General features: G+C 70.2%; 14 protein-coding genes and 2 tRNA genes. 6 read left to right on the plus strand and 10 right to left on the minus strand.

All coding sequences use genetic code 11. The features are described 5' to 3' along the window. Window positions 1-75 precede the first annotated feature (75 nt). From ACIBQ1_RS57955 to pepN, 3 genes are all read right to left on the minus strand, one after another. Window positions 76-1,002, minus strand: a complete 927-nt coding sequence (locus ACIBQ1_RS57955; protein WP_397291833.1) for a carbohydrate ABC transporter permease — start codon at window positions 1,000-1,002, stop codon at window positions 76-78. Next, complete coding sequence (locus ACIBQ1_RS57960) at window positions 999-2,198, minus strand: ROK family protein (protein ID WP_397291834.1); 1,200 nt, start codon at window positions 2,196-2,198, stop codon at window positions 999-1,001. The genes ACIBQ1_RS57955 and ACIBQ1_RS57960 overlap by 4 nt, the downstream gene beginning before the upstream one ends. Before the next feature lie 122 nt (window positions 2,199-2,320). Beyond that, window positions 2,321-4,885, minus strand: coding sequence for an aminopeptidase N (gene pepN / locus ACIBQ1_RS57965; RefSeq protein WP_397291836.1), 2,565 nt, complete (start codon window positions 4,883-4,885; stop codon window positions 2,321-2,323). A 90-nt stretch (window positions 4,886-4,975) separates the two neighbouring features. On the opposite strand from pepN, the gene ACIBQ1_RS57970 reads away from it, so the two are divergent. Together ACIBQ1_RS57970 and ACIBQ1_RS57975 are read left to right on the plus strand one after the other, a co-directional pair. After that, entirely contained in the window at window positions 4,976-5,596 is a 621-nt protein-coding gene (locus ACIBQ1_RS57970) for a disulfide bond formation protein DsbA (RefSeq protein ID WP_397291837.1), read from the plus strand. A gap of 127 nt (window positions 5,597-5,723) precedes the next feature. Further along, the gene (locus ACIBQ1_RS57975; RefSeq protein ID WP_397291839.1) at window positions 5,724-7,127 is read left to right on the plus strand and encodes an aldehyde dehydrogenase family protein; all 1,404 of its coding nucleotides are present in this window, start codon (window positions 5,724-5,726) and stop codon (window positions 7,125-7,127) included. A 119-nt stretch (window positions 7,128-7,246) separates the two neighbouring features. Here the strand turns inward: ACIBQ1_RS57975 and ACIBQ1_RS57980 are convergent, their stop codons facing one another. Together ACIBQ1_RS57980 and def are read right to left on the minus strand one after the other, a co-directional pair. After that, window positions 7,247-7,951 carry an SDR family oxidoreductase gene (locus tag ACIBQ1_RS57980; protein ID WP_397291841.1) on the minus strand — a complete coding sequence of 235 codons (705 nt, stop codon included), beginning with the start codon at window positions 7,949-7,951 and terminating at the stop codon, window positions 7,247-7,249. Window positions 7,952-7,987: 36 nt separating this feature from the next. After that, window positions 7,988-8,473: a peptide deformylase gene (gene def / locus ACIBQ1_RS57985; protein ID WP_397291843.1), complete on the minus strand. Its 486-nt coding sequence runs from the start codon at window positions 8,471-8,473 to the stop codon at window positions 7,988-7,990. Window positions 8,474-8,564: 91 nt separating this feature from the next. Here def and ACIBQ1_RS57990 point away from each other — a divergent pair, with 91 nt between their 5' ends. Then, on the plus strand, window positions 8,565-9,032 hold the full coding sequence (locus ACIBQ1_RS57990) for a ribose-5-phosphate isomerase (protein ID WP_397291845.1): 468 nt from the start codon (window positions 8,565-8,567) through the stop codon (window positions 9,030-9,032). 3 nt (window positions 9,033-9,035) lie between these two features. Here the strand turns inward: ACIBQ1_RS57990 and ACIBQ1_RS57995 are convergent, their stop codons facing one another. Together ACIBQ1_RS57995 and ACIBQ1_RS58000 are read right to left on the minus strand one after the other, a co-directional pair. Beyond that, the gene (locus ACIBQ1_RS57995; protein ID WP_397291846.1) at window positions 9,036-9,182 is read right to left on the minus strand and encodes a hypothetical protein; all 147 of its coding nucleotides are present in this window, start codon (window positions 9,180-9,182) and stop codon (window positions 9,036-9,038) included. Window positions 9,183-9,221: 39 nt separating this feature from the next. Continuing rightward, window positions 9,222-10,451 (minus strand): GNAT family N-acetyltransferase, encoded by a 1,230-nt coding sequence (locus ACIBQ1_RS58000; RefSeq protein WP_397291847.1) that lies wholly within the window; start codon window positions 10,449-10,451, stop codon window positions 9,222-9,224. A gap of 118 nt (window positions 10,452-10,569) precedes the next feature. Here ACIBQ1_RS58000 and ACIBQ1_RS58005 point away from each other — a divergent pair, with 118 nt between their 5' ends. Continuing rightward, the gene (locus ACIBQ1_RS58005) at window positions 10,570-11,685 is read left to right on the plus strand and encodes a PP2C family protein-serine/threonine phosphatase (protein WP_355373467.1); all 1,116 of its coding nucleotides are present in this window, start codon (window positions 10,570-10,572) and stop codon (window positions 11,683-11,685) included. 127 nt (window positions 11,686-11,812) lie between these two features. Here ACIBQ1_RS58005 and ACIBQ1_RS58010 read toward each other — a convergent pair whose 3' ends face one another. Then, the gene (locus ACIBQ1_RS58010; protein WP_397291849.1) at window positions 11,813-12,409 is read right to left on the minus strand and encodes a response regulator transcription factor; all 597 of its coding nucleotides are present in this window, start codon (window positions 12,407-12,409) and stop codon (window positions 11,813-11,815) included. A 156-nt stretch (window positions 12,410-12,565) separates the two neighbouring features. Between ACIBQ1_RS58010 and ACIBQ1_RS58015 the strand changes: the two genes are divergently transcribed. Further along, on the plus strand, window positions 12,566-13,870 hold the full coding sequence (locus tag ACIBQ1_RS58015) for a M50 family metallopeptidase (protein ID WP_397291850.1): 1,305 nt from the start codon (window positions 12,566-12,568) through the stop codon (window positions 13,868-13,870). Between the two features lie 73 nt (window positions 13,871-13,943). Here the strand turns inward: ACIBQ1_RS58015 and ACIBQ1_RS58020 are convergent. Then, window positions 13,944-14,020, minus strand: a tRNA-Pro gene (locus ACIBQ1_RS58020). An 89-nt stretch (window positions 14,021-14,109) separates the two neighbouring features. Here ACIBQ1_RS58020 and ACIBQ1_RS58025 point away from each other — a divergent pair. Continuing rightward, window positions 14,110-14,183 (plus strand) — tRNA-Gly (locus ACIBQ1_RS58025). A gap of 53 nt (window positions 14,184-14,236) precedes the next feature. Here ACIBQ1_RS58025 and ACIBQ1_RS58030 read toward each other — a convergent pair. After that, the gene (locus ACIBQ1_RS58030) at window positions 14,237-15,307 is read right to left on the minus strand and encodes a tyrosine-type recombinase/integrase (RefSeq protein ID WP_397291851.1); all 1,071 of its coding nucleotides are present in this window, start codon (window positions 15,305-15,307) and stop codon (window positions 14,237-14,239) included. Window positions 15,308-15,423 lie beyond the last annotated feature (116 nt).

Consider the following 15,423-nt stretch of genomic DNA (forward strand, 5'->3'; position numbering starts at 1 on the left):
CGCGCTATCTGGCCGAGCCCCGCTCGGCGGGTTCGGATGGATGTCCTCGCTTCGCTGCGGATCCATCCTCGCGCCCTACCCATAGGTCACCCACCGCCGCTGGCCCCGGATCTGCACGACTGTCACCAGCAGCACCACGGCGAACAGCAGCCACGACAGCGCCGAGGCCGCGCCGGCCCGGCCGTACCTGAAGGTGAGGTCGTAGATCTGCGACACCACCACCTGCGTCGCGCCTCCGGGACCGCCGCCGGTCATGATCTTGACCTGGTCGAAGACCTGGAAGCCGTTGATCAGCGAGATCACGATCACGAAGAACGTCGAGGGGGACAGCAGCGGCAGCGTGATGTGCCGGAACCTGCGCCAGGCCGACGCGCCGTCCACCATGGCGGCCTCCTGGTACTCGCGGGGGATCGCCTGCAGCCCGGCGAGCAGGATGATCATCACGAAGCCCAGGTCCTTCCAGGCCGAGGCGAGGATGATCGACGGCATCGCCCAGTCCGGGTCGGTCCACCAGCCGGGGCCGCTGATCCCGAGCAGGCCGAGCGCCCAGTCGACGATGCCGCCGGCGGGGTTGAGCAGCCACTTCCACATCAGCGCGACGACCACCCAGCTCGTGATCACCGGCAGGAAGTACACGCCGCGCAGCAGGCTCCGGCCCCGCATCGCCCGGTTCAGCAGCACGGCCAGGCCCAGCCCGCCGACGTAGACGAGCGGCAGGTAGCCGGCGATGAACGAGAGCGTGTGCAGGAAGGCCGCCCGGGTCCCGGGGTCGCCGATGAGCTCGGCGTAGTTGTCCAGGCCGACCCAGCGCATCTCGGTGATGAGGTCCCACTCGTGCAGGCTGGTCCAGAGCGAGCCGAGCATCGGGACCAGCGTGTAGAGGGTCAGGGGGACGAGGCTCGGGAGCAGGAACACGGCGACGGTGAGCCCGTACCGCCAGCCCTTCTCGCGCGGGCGCGCGCGGGTGGCCGGGGCCTCGGGCGGGGCGGCGGTCAGGGTCACGGCGCCGCTCCGATCAGGCGGGCGCGTACCAGGCGGCCCTGCTCGCCCGCCGCCCCCGCCGCGTCGAACGGGGTGGCCAGCACCAGGGCGGCCGCGCCCTGGGCCCAGCTCGTGTCGTCCCAACTCTCCACCTCGACGGAGATGTCGCGCCGGCCCGGGTAGAGCTGCGCCCTGAGCGCCGCGTCGAAGCTCGCCCGCCAGAGCGGCCAGTCGGACGTCCCCTCGCCGAGCACCACCACGACCTCGGGGTCGACGACGTTGATGAGCCCGGCGGTGGCCCGGCCCAGGATGGCCCCGGCCTCGGCGAACACCTCCCGCGCCCCCGCGTCGCCCCCCGCTGCGGCCCGTCCGAGCGCCGGCAGGTCGAGATGAACGTTCTTGGCCCGGGCCGCCGCGACCAGGCCCGCGGCGCCGACGTACGCCTCCAGGCAGCCCCGGGCCCCGCACCCGCACACTGGCCCGCCGGGGTCCACCGGCAGGTGGCCGAACTCGCCCGCGCCGCCGCGCGCGCCCCGGTACACCCGCCCGTCCGCCACGATCGCCGCGCCCACGCCGCGCCCGATCGTCACCACGAGGAAGTCCCGGTGCGTACGCCCCCGCCCGTACAGCCGCTCGGCCGCCGCCAGCGCGTTCACGTCGTTCTCCACCAGCACCGGAAGTTCGAGCCGGCGGCGCAGCCACTCGCCCACCGCCATGGCCTGCCACCCGAGCGTGGGCGCGTTCACCGTCCCGGCCGCCTGGTCGTTCACGTTGCCGGGCACCCCGACCCCGACCCCGAGCAGCGGCGGCGTCCGCGCGTCGGCCGAGCTCTCCGCCACCACGGACGAGATCGCCCCGGCCAGCGAGTCGAGCGCGTCGGGCGCGGCCGGGTCGAAGGGTCGCTCCCAGGAGCCCAGCACCTCCCCGTCGAGCCGCACGTCGACGAGCACCAGGTGATCGGCCGTCACCTTGACGCCCAGCGCCCGCCCCGCGCTGCCCACCAGCCCCAGCCGCACGGCGGGCCGCCCGCCGCGCGACGGCTTCAGGTCGAGCTCCTCGAGCATCCCGTGCCCCATGAGCTCGCGCGTGAGCTGGGTGACGGTGGCCGGGCTGAGGTCGAGCCGGCGCGCAATCTCGCTGCGGCTGAGCGGCCCGACCGTGCCCAGCAGGGCGAGGATCGCCGTCCGGGTGAGGTCGCCGCGATCGGTGCTTACCATGCGATAGGGGACTTTCTTCAGAAGTAAAGTTAGTCCCGAAATATCCCCCTCGGTGCGGGCGGCTGTCAACCCCCGGACACACGAAAGGACCCCCGCCGTGTGGCGGGGGTCCTTTCGGTGCTTCAGGCGGACTCGGCGTCCTTCTCCCGGTTGCGCAGCGCGCGGCTGACGCCGTCGGCGCCCTCCAGGATCAGCCGCCGCAGCGCCTGCGGCGGCTGCTCGGCCGCCAGGTAGTCCTGCGCCGCCCGCACCGTCTCCGGCTCGATGAGCAGCGCGGGGAAGCACCCCACCGCGAAGTTCGACGCCTGGTCGAACGTCCACTCCCGGTAGATCCGCCCCACTTCGGCGAAGTACTTCTCCCGGTACGGCGCCAGCAGCTCGGGGTGGTGCGCGTCCTGGAACCCGGCGATCGTCGTACGCGCGATGTGGTTGGCCAGCTTGCCGCCCACGACCCGCTCCCAGGCGGCCGCCTTGGCCTCGGCGGTCGGGATCGCGGCCCGGCACTGCGCCGCCGACCGCTCACCCGTGGCCGTAGGGTCCCGCTCAAGCTCGGCGTCGATGTCGGCCTCGCCCAGCCGCCCGCCGGTGACCAGCGCGTGCACGAGCGACCAGCGCAGGTCGGCGTCCACGCTCAGGCCCTCGGGCACCTCGGAGCCGTCGAGGATGCGCTGCAGCAGGTCGAGGTCAGCGCCGGAGGTGGCCACCGGCCCGAACGCCTGCAGGAACGCTAGCTGGTGGTCGGAGCCCGGCGCGGCCTGGGCGAGCCGCTCGCGCAGCTCCGCGGCCAGCAGCGACAGGCCCTCGGCCCGCCAGGCCGGGTCCGCGTACTGCTGGACGGCCATGCGCGCCTGCCGCAGCACCGCCTGCAGGACCGTGATGTCCTTGAGCGTGGCGGCGCCGGAGATGACGAGCCTGACGTAGTCGCGCGTGGCCATCTCGCCGTCACGGGTCATGTCCCAGGCCGCCGACCAGCACAGGGCCCGCGGCAGCGACTCGGTGAACGCCGCGATGCCGCCGTCGACCAGCGTCCGCATCGAGCGATCGTCGAGGCGGATCTTGGCGTAGGTGAGGTCGTCGTCGTTGAGCAGCACCAGGTCCGGCTGCTCCTCGCCGACCAGCTGGGCCACACTCGTACGAGGGCCGACCACGTCCAGCTCGACCCGCTTGGTCCGCTTCAGCTCGCCGTCCACCAGCGAGTACAGGCCGATCGCGACCCGGTGCGAGCGCAGCGTCGGGTGTTCGGCGGGCGCCTCCTGCACCACCTCGAAGCCGGTGAACCGGCCGCCGGACACCTCGAACGCGGGCCGCAGCGTGTTCACCCAGGACGTCTCCAGCCACTCCTTCGACCAGGACGACAGGTCGCGGCCCGAGGTCCGCTCCAGGGCGTTGAGCAGGTCCTTCAGCTCGGTGTTGCCCCAGGCGTGCTCGGCGAAGTAGTCGCGCACGCCGGCCAGGAAGTTGTCCAGGCCGACGTAGGCCACGAGCTGCTTGAGCACCGAGGCGCCCTTGGCGTACGTGATGCCGTCGAAGTTGACCTCGACCGCCTGCATGTCCGGGATGTCAGCGGCGATGGGGTGGGTCGAGGGGAGCTGGTCCTGGCGGTAGGCCCAGGCCTTCTCCACGTTCGCGAACGTGGTCCACGCGCCCTTGCCCCACCTGGTCGCCTCGGCCTGCGCCAGGACGGACATGTAGGTGGCGAACGACTCGTTCAGCCACAGGTCGTCCCACCAGCGCATGGTGACCAGGTCGCCGAACCACATGTGCGCCATCTCGTGCAGGATCGTCTCGGCGCGCCGCTCGACCACCGCGTCGGTGACGCGGGAGCGGAAGACGTAGTCCTCCAGGAACGTCACGCAGCCCGCGTTCTCCATGGCGCCGGCGTTGAACTCGGGCACGAAGCACTGGTCGTACTTCCCGAACGGGTAGCGCACCCCGAACACCTTGTGGAAGAAGTCGAAGCCCTGCCTGGTGACCTCGAGGATGTTGTCGGGGTCGAGGTGCTCGGCCAGCGAGGCCCGGCAGTAGATGCCCAGCGGGATGCCGTCGTGCTCCGAGGTCACCTTGTGGTACGGCCCCGCCACCAGCGCGGTGATGTACGTCGAGATGGCCGCCGTGGGCGGGAACTCCCACCGCCTGGCCGGGGCCACCGCCCCGTGCTTGCCGCCTTGCTCCGCCAGCTCCTCGACCGCCGAGGCGGCGGCGTTGGAGACGACCTCCCAGTCGGCCGGGGCCAGCACGGTGAGCTGGAAGGTGGCCTTGAGGTCGGGCTGGTCGAAACAGGCGTACATGCGGTGCGCGTCGGCCGTCTCGAACTGGCTGTGCAGGTAGACCTTCTTGTCCACCGGGTCGACGAATCGGTGCAGGCCCTCGCCGGTGCGCATGTAGCTGCAGTCGGCGTCCACGCGAAGCTCGTTCGACTCGGCCAGCGACGGGAGCGGGAAGCGGCCCTTCTCCTCGTCATAGGCGGACACGTCGAGGTCCACGCCGTTGAGCGTCACCTTGCGCACATGGGCGCCGTGCAGGTCGATGAAGGTGGACGCGCCTGGCCTGGCGCTGGTGAAGCGGGTCGTCGTGACGCTCTCGAAGCGCTCGTCCCCCTCGGTCAGGTCGAGTGCGACCTCGTACGACTCCACCTTCAGCAACCGGGCGCGCTCACGAGCCTCGTCCCGGGTCAGGTTGCCTGCCAAGTTGCGCTCCTTTTCACCACTTCATCGAAGTTTGTCGGAATCGTGTCACGCTGGGAATAGGACTCGATCCACCTCAGGTTACGGGTCCACATGAGCGAAAAGATTCCCGTGGATCTGTGGTTCGATCCTGCCTGTCCCTTCGCATGGGTCACGTCACGATGGCTTCTCGAAGTCGAGAAGGTCCGTCCCATCGAGCCTCGCTGGCGCATCATGTCCCTCTACGTCCTCAACGTGGACAAGGACATCCCGGATGAGTACCGCAAGTCGACCGAGCGGGCCAGGGGCACCGTCCGGGTGGTGGCCGCCGCGGCCGCCAAGCACGGCGACCAGATCCTCGGGCCGCTCTACACCGAACTCGGCACCCGCCTGCACAACCAGGGCCTGAGCAAGGAGCCGGAGCGTCTGCGCGAGGTCATCGCGGGCGCGCTCGAGGCGACGGGGATCGAGAAGGAGCTCATCGAGGCCATCGACTCCGACGAATGGGACGAGGCCATCCGCACCTCCCACAACGAGGGCATCGACCTCGTCGGCCAGGAGGTCGGCACCCCGGTCATCCGGGTCGGCGCCAACGCCTTCTTCGGCCCGGTGATCACCAAGATCATCAGGGGTGAGGAAGCGGGCCGGCTCTGGGACGGCGTGCTCGCCGTCACCTCCTTCGAGGACTTCTTCGAGCTCAAGCGCAGCCGCACAAAGCGGCCCGAATTCGACTAACCCTCTCATTCTCGGGGGGCCAATCGTCGTACGCTGACGGAAGAACGCAGCTTGCGGTGGAGAAGACTTATCCCCGCCTCAGGATGAGACTCCCACCGCCATCTGAGGTGCTGACAGGATGGTGGCTATGCGTCAGCTGTACATCGGCGGCTCCTGGACCGCTTCGGCGTCGGACGGGTTCATCGACGTCGTCAACCCGGCCACGGAAGAGATCGTCGACCGCGTGCCCGCGGGGTCTCCCGACGACGTCGAGGCGGCCGCGGGCGCCGCTCGAAAGGCCTTCCCCGGCTGGTCGGAAACGGCCGCCTCGGAGCGCGGCAAGCTGCTCGCCGACGCCGCCGAGCTGCTGAAGCAGCGCTCCGAGGAGATCGCCAAGACGATCGCCACCGACATGGGAGCGCCGCTGGGCTTCGCGCGCAAGGTGCAGACGCTGATGCCGGCGGGCGTGCTGTCCTCCTACGCGCGGCTGGCCGAGAGCCATCCCCGCGAGTCACGCGTGGGCAACTCGATGGTGGTCAAGGAGCCCGTCGGGGTGGTGGCCGCGATCACGCCGTGGAACTACCCGCTGCACCAGATCGTCTGCAAGGTGGCGCCCGCGCTGGCCGCCGGCTGCACCGTGGTGCTCAAGCCGAGCGAGGTGGCGCCGCTGGCGGCGTACGCGCTGGCGGAGATCTTCGCCGAGGTGGGCCTGCCGGCGGGCGTGTTCAACCTGGTCAGCGGGCGCGGCCCGGTCGTCGGCGAGGCCATGGCCGCCCACCCCGAGGTGGACATGGTCTCCTTCACCGGCTCGACCGCCGCCGGGCGCAGGGTGGCCTCGCTCGCCGCCGAGTCCGTCAAGCGGGTCGCGTTGGAGCTCGGGGGCAAGTCGGCGAACATCATCCTCCCCGACGCCGACCTGGCGCTGGCCGTCAAGGTCGGCGTCGCCAACTGCTTCGTCAACGCCGGCCAGACCTGCTCGGCGTGGACCCGGATGATCGTCCACCGCGACCAGTACGACGAGGCCGTCCGCCTGGCCGTCGCGGCGGCGCGCGGCTACACCGTCGGCGACCCCTTCGACGAGTCCACCAGGATCGGCCCCCTGGTCTCCGCCGTCCAGCGCGACCGCGTGGTCCGCTACATCAACCGGGGCCAGGAGGAGGGCGCCAGGCTGGTGACCGGCGGCACCGAGCGGCCCCACGAGCGGGGCTACTACGTGGAGCCCACCGTGTTCGCGGGGGTGGAGCCGGGGATGACGATCGAGCAGGAGGAGATCTTCGGGCCGGTGCTGTCGCTGATCCCGTACACGAGCGAGGACAACGCCGTCGCGATCGCCAACGACACGAAGTACGGCCTGGCCGGAGCGGTCTGGGCCGCCAGTGAGGACCGCGCGGTCGCGGTCGCCCGGCGGCTGCGCACGGGGCAGGTGGCCATCAACGGCGGCCGCTTCAACCCGCTGGCCCCGTTCGGCGGCTACAAGCAGTCGGGGGTGGGGCGCGAGCTGGGGGAGCAGGGGCTGGAGGAATACCTCGAGACCAAGGCCATGCAGCTGTAACGGCCCCGCGCCGTCCGTTCGCGCCGTGCCCGCCATCGGCCGTGCGCGGCGTGTCGCCGGTGTCCGCCAGGTCGGCGCCGCCCCTGAGCGAGGGGCGGCGCCGAGGTGAAGGGGTCGGGTCAGACGAGCAGGCCACCCGTGGCGTTCAGGTTCTGCCCGGTGATCCAGCGCCCGTCCGGTCCCGCCAGGAAGGCGACCACGGAGGCGATGTCGCCGGGCTGCCCGAGCCGCTGCAGCGCCGTCATCGCCGCGGTCCGCTCCAGCGCCTCCGGCGGATTGGCGCCCCGCAGCATGTCGGTGTCGGTGGCGCCGGACGAGACCACGTTGACGGTGATCCCGCGCCCGCCCAGCTCCCGCGCCGCCACCTTGGCGAACTGCTCGACGGCCCCCTTGCTGCCGCAGTAGAGCGTCAGGGCGGGAGCGGGCACCTGGGTGTTGAGCGTGGAGATGTTGACGATGCGCCCGCCGTCGCGCATCACCCGCGCGGCCCACTGCATGGCCAGGTAGACCGCCCGGGTGTTGACCGCGAACACCCGCTCGTACTCCTCGTCCGTGATCTCCGCCATGGGCTTCTGCCCGAGCACGGCGGCGGCGTTGTTGACCAGGATGTCGAGCCCGGGCAGCCGCGACTCGGCCGCGCCGAACAGCCGCGCCAGATCCTCCTTGCTGCCCAGATCCGCCTGTACGGCGTGCGCGCCCGTCTCCTTGGCGACCTGCTCCGCGGCCTCGGCCGAACGCTCGTAGCAGAAGACGACCTCCGCCCCGTCGGCGGTCAGCCGCTCCACGATGGCCTTGCCGATGCCCCTGGATCCTCCTGTGACCAACGCACCTTTCCCGGAAAGTATGCTCATGCGCCCAACCTATGCTCTGAGCATGATCGTGCGGGCCTCGTTTCGCGGCAGGCGATCGACGTACAGCTTGCCGTCGAGATGCTCGGTCTCGTGCTGGAAGCAGCGCGCCAGCGATCCGCGGGCCTTGATCCGTACCGGGCGCTGCAGCCGGTCGATCCCCTCGACGGTCACACCCGCGGCCCGCGCCACCGGGGCGTAGATCGGCACCCGCGTCTGCCGGTCGGGCACGGACAGGCACCCCTCCTCGTCCGTCACCTCCTCCAGGTCGTCGACGGTCAGCACCGGGTTGATCACGTGGCCCTTGCGCCCGGCGATGTCGTACACGAACAGCCGGCGCGACACGCCGATCTGCGGGCCGGCCAGGCCCACGCCGTGGACCGCGTACATCGACTGGAACATCTCGTCGATCAGCCGGCGCAGCTCGCGGTCGAAATCCGTCACGGGCTCGGCGGGCGTGCGCAGGACCGGATCGCCGATGACGCGGATCTCACGCATGGATTTCTACTTTCGTAAGGACTGGACAACGGTAGGGGTCCTTACTCTAGCCAGCGCGGCCCACCGGCGGGGGCTGTGGAAGACTGGGCGGGTGCGTGTCTACATCGGTGCCGACCATGCCGGCTATGAGCTCAAGAACCACCTCGTGTCCTGGCTGAAGGACCACGGTCACGAGGTGACCGACTGCGGTCCCTTCGTCTACGACGCCGAGGACGACTATCCCGCGTTCGTGCTGCGCGCCGCCGAGGGCGTCGCGGGCGACCCCGGCAGCCTGGGGGTGGTCATCGGCGGCTCCGGCAACGGCGAGCAGATCGCCGCCAACAAGGTACGCGGCATCCGCTCCGCGCTGGCCTGGAGCGAGGAGACGGCCAGCCTGGCCCGCGAGCACAACAACGCCAATGTGATCAGCGTCGGCGCGCGCATGCACTCCGTGGAAGACGCCACCAGGTTCGTGGAGGTCTTCCTGGGCACGGCGTTCTCCGGCAGCGAGCGCCACAGCAGGCGCATCGCGCAGCTGACCACGTACGAGACGATCGGCCAGCTGCCCTCGCTGCCCTAGCCCTCAGCCCTTGCGCTTGACGTCGCGCCTGGGCATCTCGTCGCGCAGAGGCCGCCGGTCGGCGGCCTCCTGCTGCTCCTTCGACGGTTTCGACACGTCGCGGGCGCGCATGGCGACGGTCGCGGTGATCTGCAGGCTCTGCAATGCCATGCCCTCGACCTTACGCCGTCGGAGCCGGGGCCGGGGCCGTCAGAAGACGTGGCCGCACCACGGTTTCGGGCTCCACGACATCGCGGTGGCCAGCGCGCGCACCGAGCCGCGGGAGTGCTCGCGCAGCAGGCCCGCCTCCATCGACTCCACGAGCAGGCCGTCGCCCATGTACGCCGAACCGAGCGCGACCACCGGCAGCGTCACGTCCGGCTCCTCCTCGGCCGGCTTGCACTCGGCGCCGGTCGGGTCGGCGGTCAGCCTCCAGCGGCGGGCGTTCCACGGGCACACGTCGTCCTCGACCTCGATCACCACGTCCACCGGCGCCGAGTAGGCGCGGGCGGTCAGCGCCTTGTCGACCTCGACCACGCGAACCCACAGCTCGTCGGCCCAGGTCGCGCGGAGCTGGCGCTGGTCGGCGATCAGCGCGATCAGCGGGTCGTCCGCGGGCCTGCCGCCCGCCTCGACCTTGGAGACGAGGTCGCGGTCCAGGACGCTGCGCCAGAGCAGGGCGTAGGCCGCCGGATCGGTCGCCTCCAGCTCCTGCAGCTTCAGCTCCCCGTCGGGGATGCCGTTGGCGTCCCAGGACCCCTTGATGCGGAACAGCGCGTAGCCGCGCACGCCGCCGTCGTCCTCGGCGAGCACCGAGCGCAGCGGCCCGTTGCCGCGCTGGTCGAACTCCTCGTCGGCCAGCACCGCGTCCCAGGCGTGCGGCAGGCGCTCGAAGCGTCCCGGGTGCCGGGTCACGACGGAGGCGAACACCCGCTCCAGCTCGGCGCGGACGTCGGCGGGGGTGGCCACCCTGATCCTCAGCGACGGGTCCACCGGGGCGTTCCTGACGAAGGCCGAGCCGGTCTTGCTGATGCGGAACGACAGCTCCTGCGCGGCCTTGCCGTACCCGTACCGGCCGTAAATGGCGGGTTCGGAGGCGTAGAGGGCGGCGACGCTCTCGCCGCGCTCGCGGACGTCGGCGAGCTGGCGGCGCATCAGCGCGGAAAGGATGCCGCGGCGGCGGTGCGAGGGGAGCACGCCGACGCTCGTCACGCCCGCGACGGGGAGCCGGCCGCCGGGGACGGTCATGGTGAAGCTCAGGGCGGCGGTGACCCCCGCGATGACCTCGCCGTCGAAGGCCGCCAGTGTGCGATCGAACTCGGTCTCCGCCTTGAACCGGTCCCGTTGCTGGGGGTGGGGCGTCCAGCCGAACGCCTCTTCGAGGACCGAGAAGTAGACCGGCCACTCGGACTCGTCAATCGGACGGATCGGATACGTCATCTGTCCACGGTAGGAGCGGGCAAAGGGGGACGGCCACCCAATATACGTGCTTAATGATCAAGGCCTTGGTCAAGTGGGCTGCCCAAACACGGGTCAGACCGATACAGTCAGGCGCATCATGAGTACCCGTCCGGCGCCGCTGATCCCGCCACGGGTCCGCGCGGTCTTGGTGCGGGTGCCGTTTCTGGTGGCTGCCGTGCGGTTCGTCCGGCGTGGCCCGCTGGCCCGCGACCGCAATCTGCTCGTCGCGCTGACGGCGCTCGCGCTCGTCATCGGGTTCCTGGCGGCGAAGGTGTCGACCGAATGGTTCTCGCCGTCGCTGCTCATCCTGGTCACCCTGGTCGGCGGGCTCCAGCTCCGCCTGGGCAGCCTGGTCAAGCTGCTGGTGGGGGTCGGGGTCGCGCTCGGCTACATCGCGATCACGCTGGGCGTGGGCCGTGTCGGTCTGGGGCTCATGGTGACGATCGGGTTCACCACGGTGCTGGCCGTGCTCATGGCGCGCACCAGGGGCAAGCTGGGCGTTCAGGGGCTGCGCGGCGACGCGATGCTGCTGGAGCTGCGCGACCGGCTCAAGAGCCAGGGCGAGCTGCCCGCGCTGCCCAAGGACTGGGGCGGCAAGGTCGTGCTCAAGCAGGCGGGCGGGTCCTCGTTCGGCGGCGACTTCCTGGTCTCCATGCGCGACGGCAACTCCGTCGAGATCGCGCTGGTCGACGTGTCCGGCAAAGGCGTCGACGCGGGCACCAGGGCGCTGCTGCTGTCGGGCACGTTCGGCGGGCTGCTCGGCTCGGTCGAGGACTTCCTGCCCGCGTGCAACACCTACCTGCACCGGCAGCGGGGCGACGAAGGCTTCGTGACCGCGGTGCACGTACGCCTCGACCTCGACACCGGCGACTACACGATCACCTCGGCCGGTCACCCGCCGGTGGTGAAGTTCGACGCGGGCACCGGAAACTGGCAGGTGGCCTCGGCCAAGGGCGTGGTGCTCGGCGTCGTCCCCGACCTGCACTGCGAGCCCGACAGCGGCACCCTGCGCAAGGGCGACGCGCTGCTGCTCTACACCGACGGGCTGATCGAGCAGCCGGGGCGCGACATCGACGCCGGCCTCGACCGGCTGCTCGGCGAGGCGGAGCGGCTGCTGCCGTCCGGCTTCCGCGACGGCGCCAGGGCCCTGGTCAACGCCATGGCCTCGGGTCACAACGACGACTGCGCGCTCGTGCTGATCTGGCGGCCCTAGGCCGCTCCCGCCCGGTGACGTTTCACACGGGGCGGTCGTGATGGCGCTCACTGGCAGCGTGCTCGCGGTGCTGAGATCCTCTAGGGGTTCGGGCCCGGCGGAGCGGCGCGGCTCCACCGGACCCGTCTCAGATCCACCCGGAGTCGCTCGCGATGCGTACGGCGTCGAGACGGTTGCGGGCGCCCGTCTTGCACATGATCCGCGACAGATGGTTACGCACAGTGCCCACCGACAGGAAGAGCTGATCGGCGATCTCCGTGGAGCGCGCCCCGCCCGCGGCGATCCGCAGCACGTCGAGCTCCCGCCGGGTCAGCGGGTTCGTCGCGCATTGGAACGCGGCCACGGCCAGCTCCGCCTCGATGGCCCGGCGGCCCTCCGCGACCTGGCGCACCCCCTCGGCCAGGCGCTCCGGCCGTACGCACAGGCTCATGAACCCCAGCGCCGGCCCGGACAGCGCCTTGCGCACCTGGCCGGGGTTGGGCTGGGCCGACAGCATCAGCACCCCGCAGCGCGGCGCCTGCTCGGCCAACTGGACGGCCACGGGCAGCCCCGGCAGGTCGAGGTCGACGACCGCCACGTCCGGCCCGCACGCCAGCGCGGCCCGCACCGCCTCCTCTGGGCACCCGACCTCGGCGACGACGCGCAGATCGGGCTCGGCGCTCAACGTGGCGAGCAGGCCGCGCCGGACCAAGGGCAGGTGCTCGGCTATCAGTATCCGAATCAAGACGTCCCCCTCCGTCGTAACTCAGAGTGATTGTTTGATAGCGGGCTGTCAATCCTCTCTAAATGGCACGCAAGCCGTGGAGCAGGGCTCGTTCGACTACTCTGGGGCTGTCGGACGGTTCGTCCACCCCTGTCGTCGGCTACGGAGCGCGCATAGATGAACTGGCTCTACATCGTGGGGATCATCCTCTTTCTCCTCGGGCTGATGTTCTCCATCGCGTTGCACGAGATCGGCCACCTCGTGCCGGCCAAGATCTTCGGCGTCAAGGTGACCCAGTACATGGTCGGCTTCGGCTCGACGGCCTGGTCGCGGCGGAAGGGCGAGACCGAGTACGGCATCAAGTGGATCCCGTTCGGCGGCTACATCCGCATGATCGGCATGCTGCCGCCGCGCCCGGGCGACGACCCGGCCAAGCTCCGGAGCACCTCCACGGGGCCGTTCCAGGGCCTCATCGACTCGGCGCGCGAGGCCGCGCAGGAGGAGGTGCGCCCCGGCGACGAGGACCGGGTCTTCTACCGGAAGAAGTGGTGGCAGAAGGTCATCATCATGTCCGGCGGCCCGGCGATGAACTTCGTGCTCGCGTTCATCTTCTTCAGCATCCTGCTGGTCGGCATCGGCCTGCCCACCTGGGCGCCGGTCGTGTCGCCCGAGACCGACACGTGCGTGATCCCGATCTCGGAGCACCGCACCACGTGCAAGTCCACCGACAAGCCCACCCCCGCCGCCCAGGCGGGCATGAAGCCCGGCGACCGCATGGTCGCCTTCGACGGCCAGAAGATCGTCTCCTGGGAGGACGCCACCCGCCTGATCCGCTCCCACGGACCCGGTCCGGTCGCGCTCGGCATCGTCCGCGACGGCAAGCCCATGACGCTCAACGTCACGCTCATCGCCCAGGACCGCCCCAACCTCCAGGACCCGAAGAAGATCGACAAGAACGTCGGCTTCCTCGGCGTGCTGCCCACCGAGGTCATGCAGCAGCAGAGCATCGGCCAGGTCCTCGGCTACATGGGCGAGCTGACGGGCCGGGTGGCGGGCTCGATCGTCAATCTGCCGCAGAAGATGGTCGGCGTCTGGCAGGCGGCCTTCTCCGGCGAGGCACGCGACCCCGAGGGCCCGGTGGGCGTGGTCGGCGCGGGCCGCATGGGCGGCGAGATCCTCGCCTCCGACCTGTCCAACGAGAAGAAGATCGCCATCTTCGTCAACCTGCTGGCCGGGTTCAACCTGGCGATCGGCCTGTTCAACCTCATCCCGCTGCTGCCGCTCGACGGCGGCCACGTCGCCGGCGGGCTGTGGGAGGGCGTCAAGCGGGCGTACGCCAAGATCATGCGGCGGCCGGAGCCCGCGTACGTGGACATCGCGAAGGTGCTGCCGCTGACGTACGCGATTGCGTTCGTCATGATGATCATGGCCGGCCTGCTCGTCTACGCCGACCTGGTCAACCCGCTCACGCTGACGGGCTGACGCCTCCGTTCACGCGAAAAAAGCCGCAATCGAAGCAGAAGGCCCTTTCCCGGTTGGGAAAGGGCCTTTGAGCTGGTCGGGGCGACAGGATTTGAACCTGCGACTTCTTGCTCCCAAAGCAAGCGCGCTGCCAAGCTGCGCCACGCCCCGCCTCGCCGAGTGCGCATGCGCTCCGGGACTCCGGTACGCTTACGCCCTGACGACCGGATGAAGTCTAGACCAGAGTTCGACCGGTTCGCGCGGACGTAGCTCAATGGTAGAGCCCTAGTCTTCCAAACTAGCTACGCGGGTTCGATTCCCGTCGTCCGCTCCACAGGCAAAAGGCCAGGTCAGCCCCATGAGGCGACCTGGCCTTTGTGATCTCCGCTATTTCTTCTTGATCTTTCGTGCCCGTTGCGTGCCCGATGCCTTTTTTCCGTGCTCCTTCCGTGCCCCCTTCAACGCTTGGCCGAGCGCCTGCGCGATGGCCTGGTCACGGTCCTGTGTCGCGTGCTGGTAGATCAGCGCCGCTCGCGTGGAGGAGTGGCCCATACGGGTCATCAGCTCCCGCAGGCTCGCCCCTGTGGACGCGGCGAGGGTGTTTCCCGCGTGCCGGAGGTCGTGGAAGTGAAGATCGGGCAGCCCCACCTTGATCTGAACCTTGTTCCAGATGCGCCGGAAGGCCGAGCGCCGCAGCAGGCCGCCCTTGGGGCCGATGAAGACGTGGCCGTTCTCTCCTGGTTCGGCGTACCGCTCCAGATGCCTCCGAAGGTCGGGGAGGATCTCCGGAGGGATGGCCACCACCCGACGACCGGCCCGGGACTTGGGCGTGTCGTCTACGAGCTTGCCGCCGTTCAGTTCGGCCAGTGTGCCGACGACACGGACAACGGCCGCGTCCAGGTCGAGGTTCTTACGGCGGAGCCCGGCCAGTTCGCCCCACCGGAGGCTGGTGAAGGTGCCAAGGAGCACGAGCGCCCGGTATCGCTCGGGTACGGCGTCGGCGATCTCCAGCACCTTGGCCAGCGGGATCGCCGGCCGCTCCGGAGTGTCAGGGACAGACGCCCCCTTGATCCGGCAGGGGTTGCGCCGGATCAGCTCGTCGGCCACCGCCGTGTTCATGATCGACTTGAGGAGCTGGTACGCCTTGGCCACCGTGGACTGTCCCACCGCGCCGAGGCGTTCCTTGCGCCACTGCCGGACGTCCGCGTCCTTGATCTCGCCGATCTGCCGCTTGCCGAAGGTCGGCATGAGGTGATTCTTGAGGAGACTTCGATAGAGCCCCTCCGTGGTCCTCTTGATCACCCGGTCATCGATCCATTGGGTCGCGAAGACCTCGAACGAGATCATGCCGCCGTCCGGGTTCATCCATTCTCCGCGCTGGATCTCCGCCTCTTTGAGCACCAGCCAGCGGTCCGCCTCGCCCTTGGTGGCGAAGGTGAACGGTGCTGGTCGGTCCATCCCGTCAGGTGCCGGGTAGCGCACCTGATAGCGACCTGAGGGCAGCAGACGGACGCGACCGAAGCGCCTCTTGGGCGAGCTGGACTTGGTGGGACGCTTGGGCCCTTCGGGCGTGG

It is taken from the genome of Nonomuraea sp. NPDC050153 (genome assembly GCF_044460125.1).
In the GTDB taxonomy this organism is placed as follows: domain Bacteria; phylum Actinomycetota; class Actinomycetes; order Streptosporangiales; family Streptosporangiaceae; genus Nonomuraea.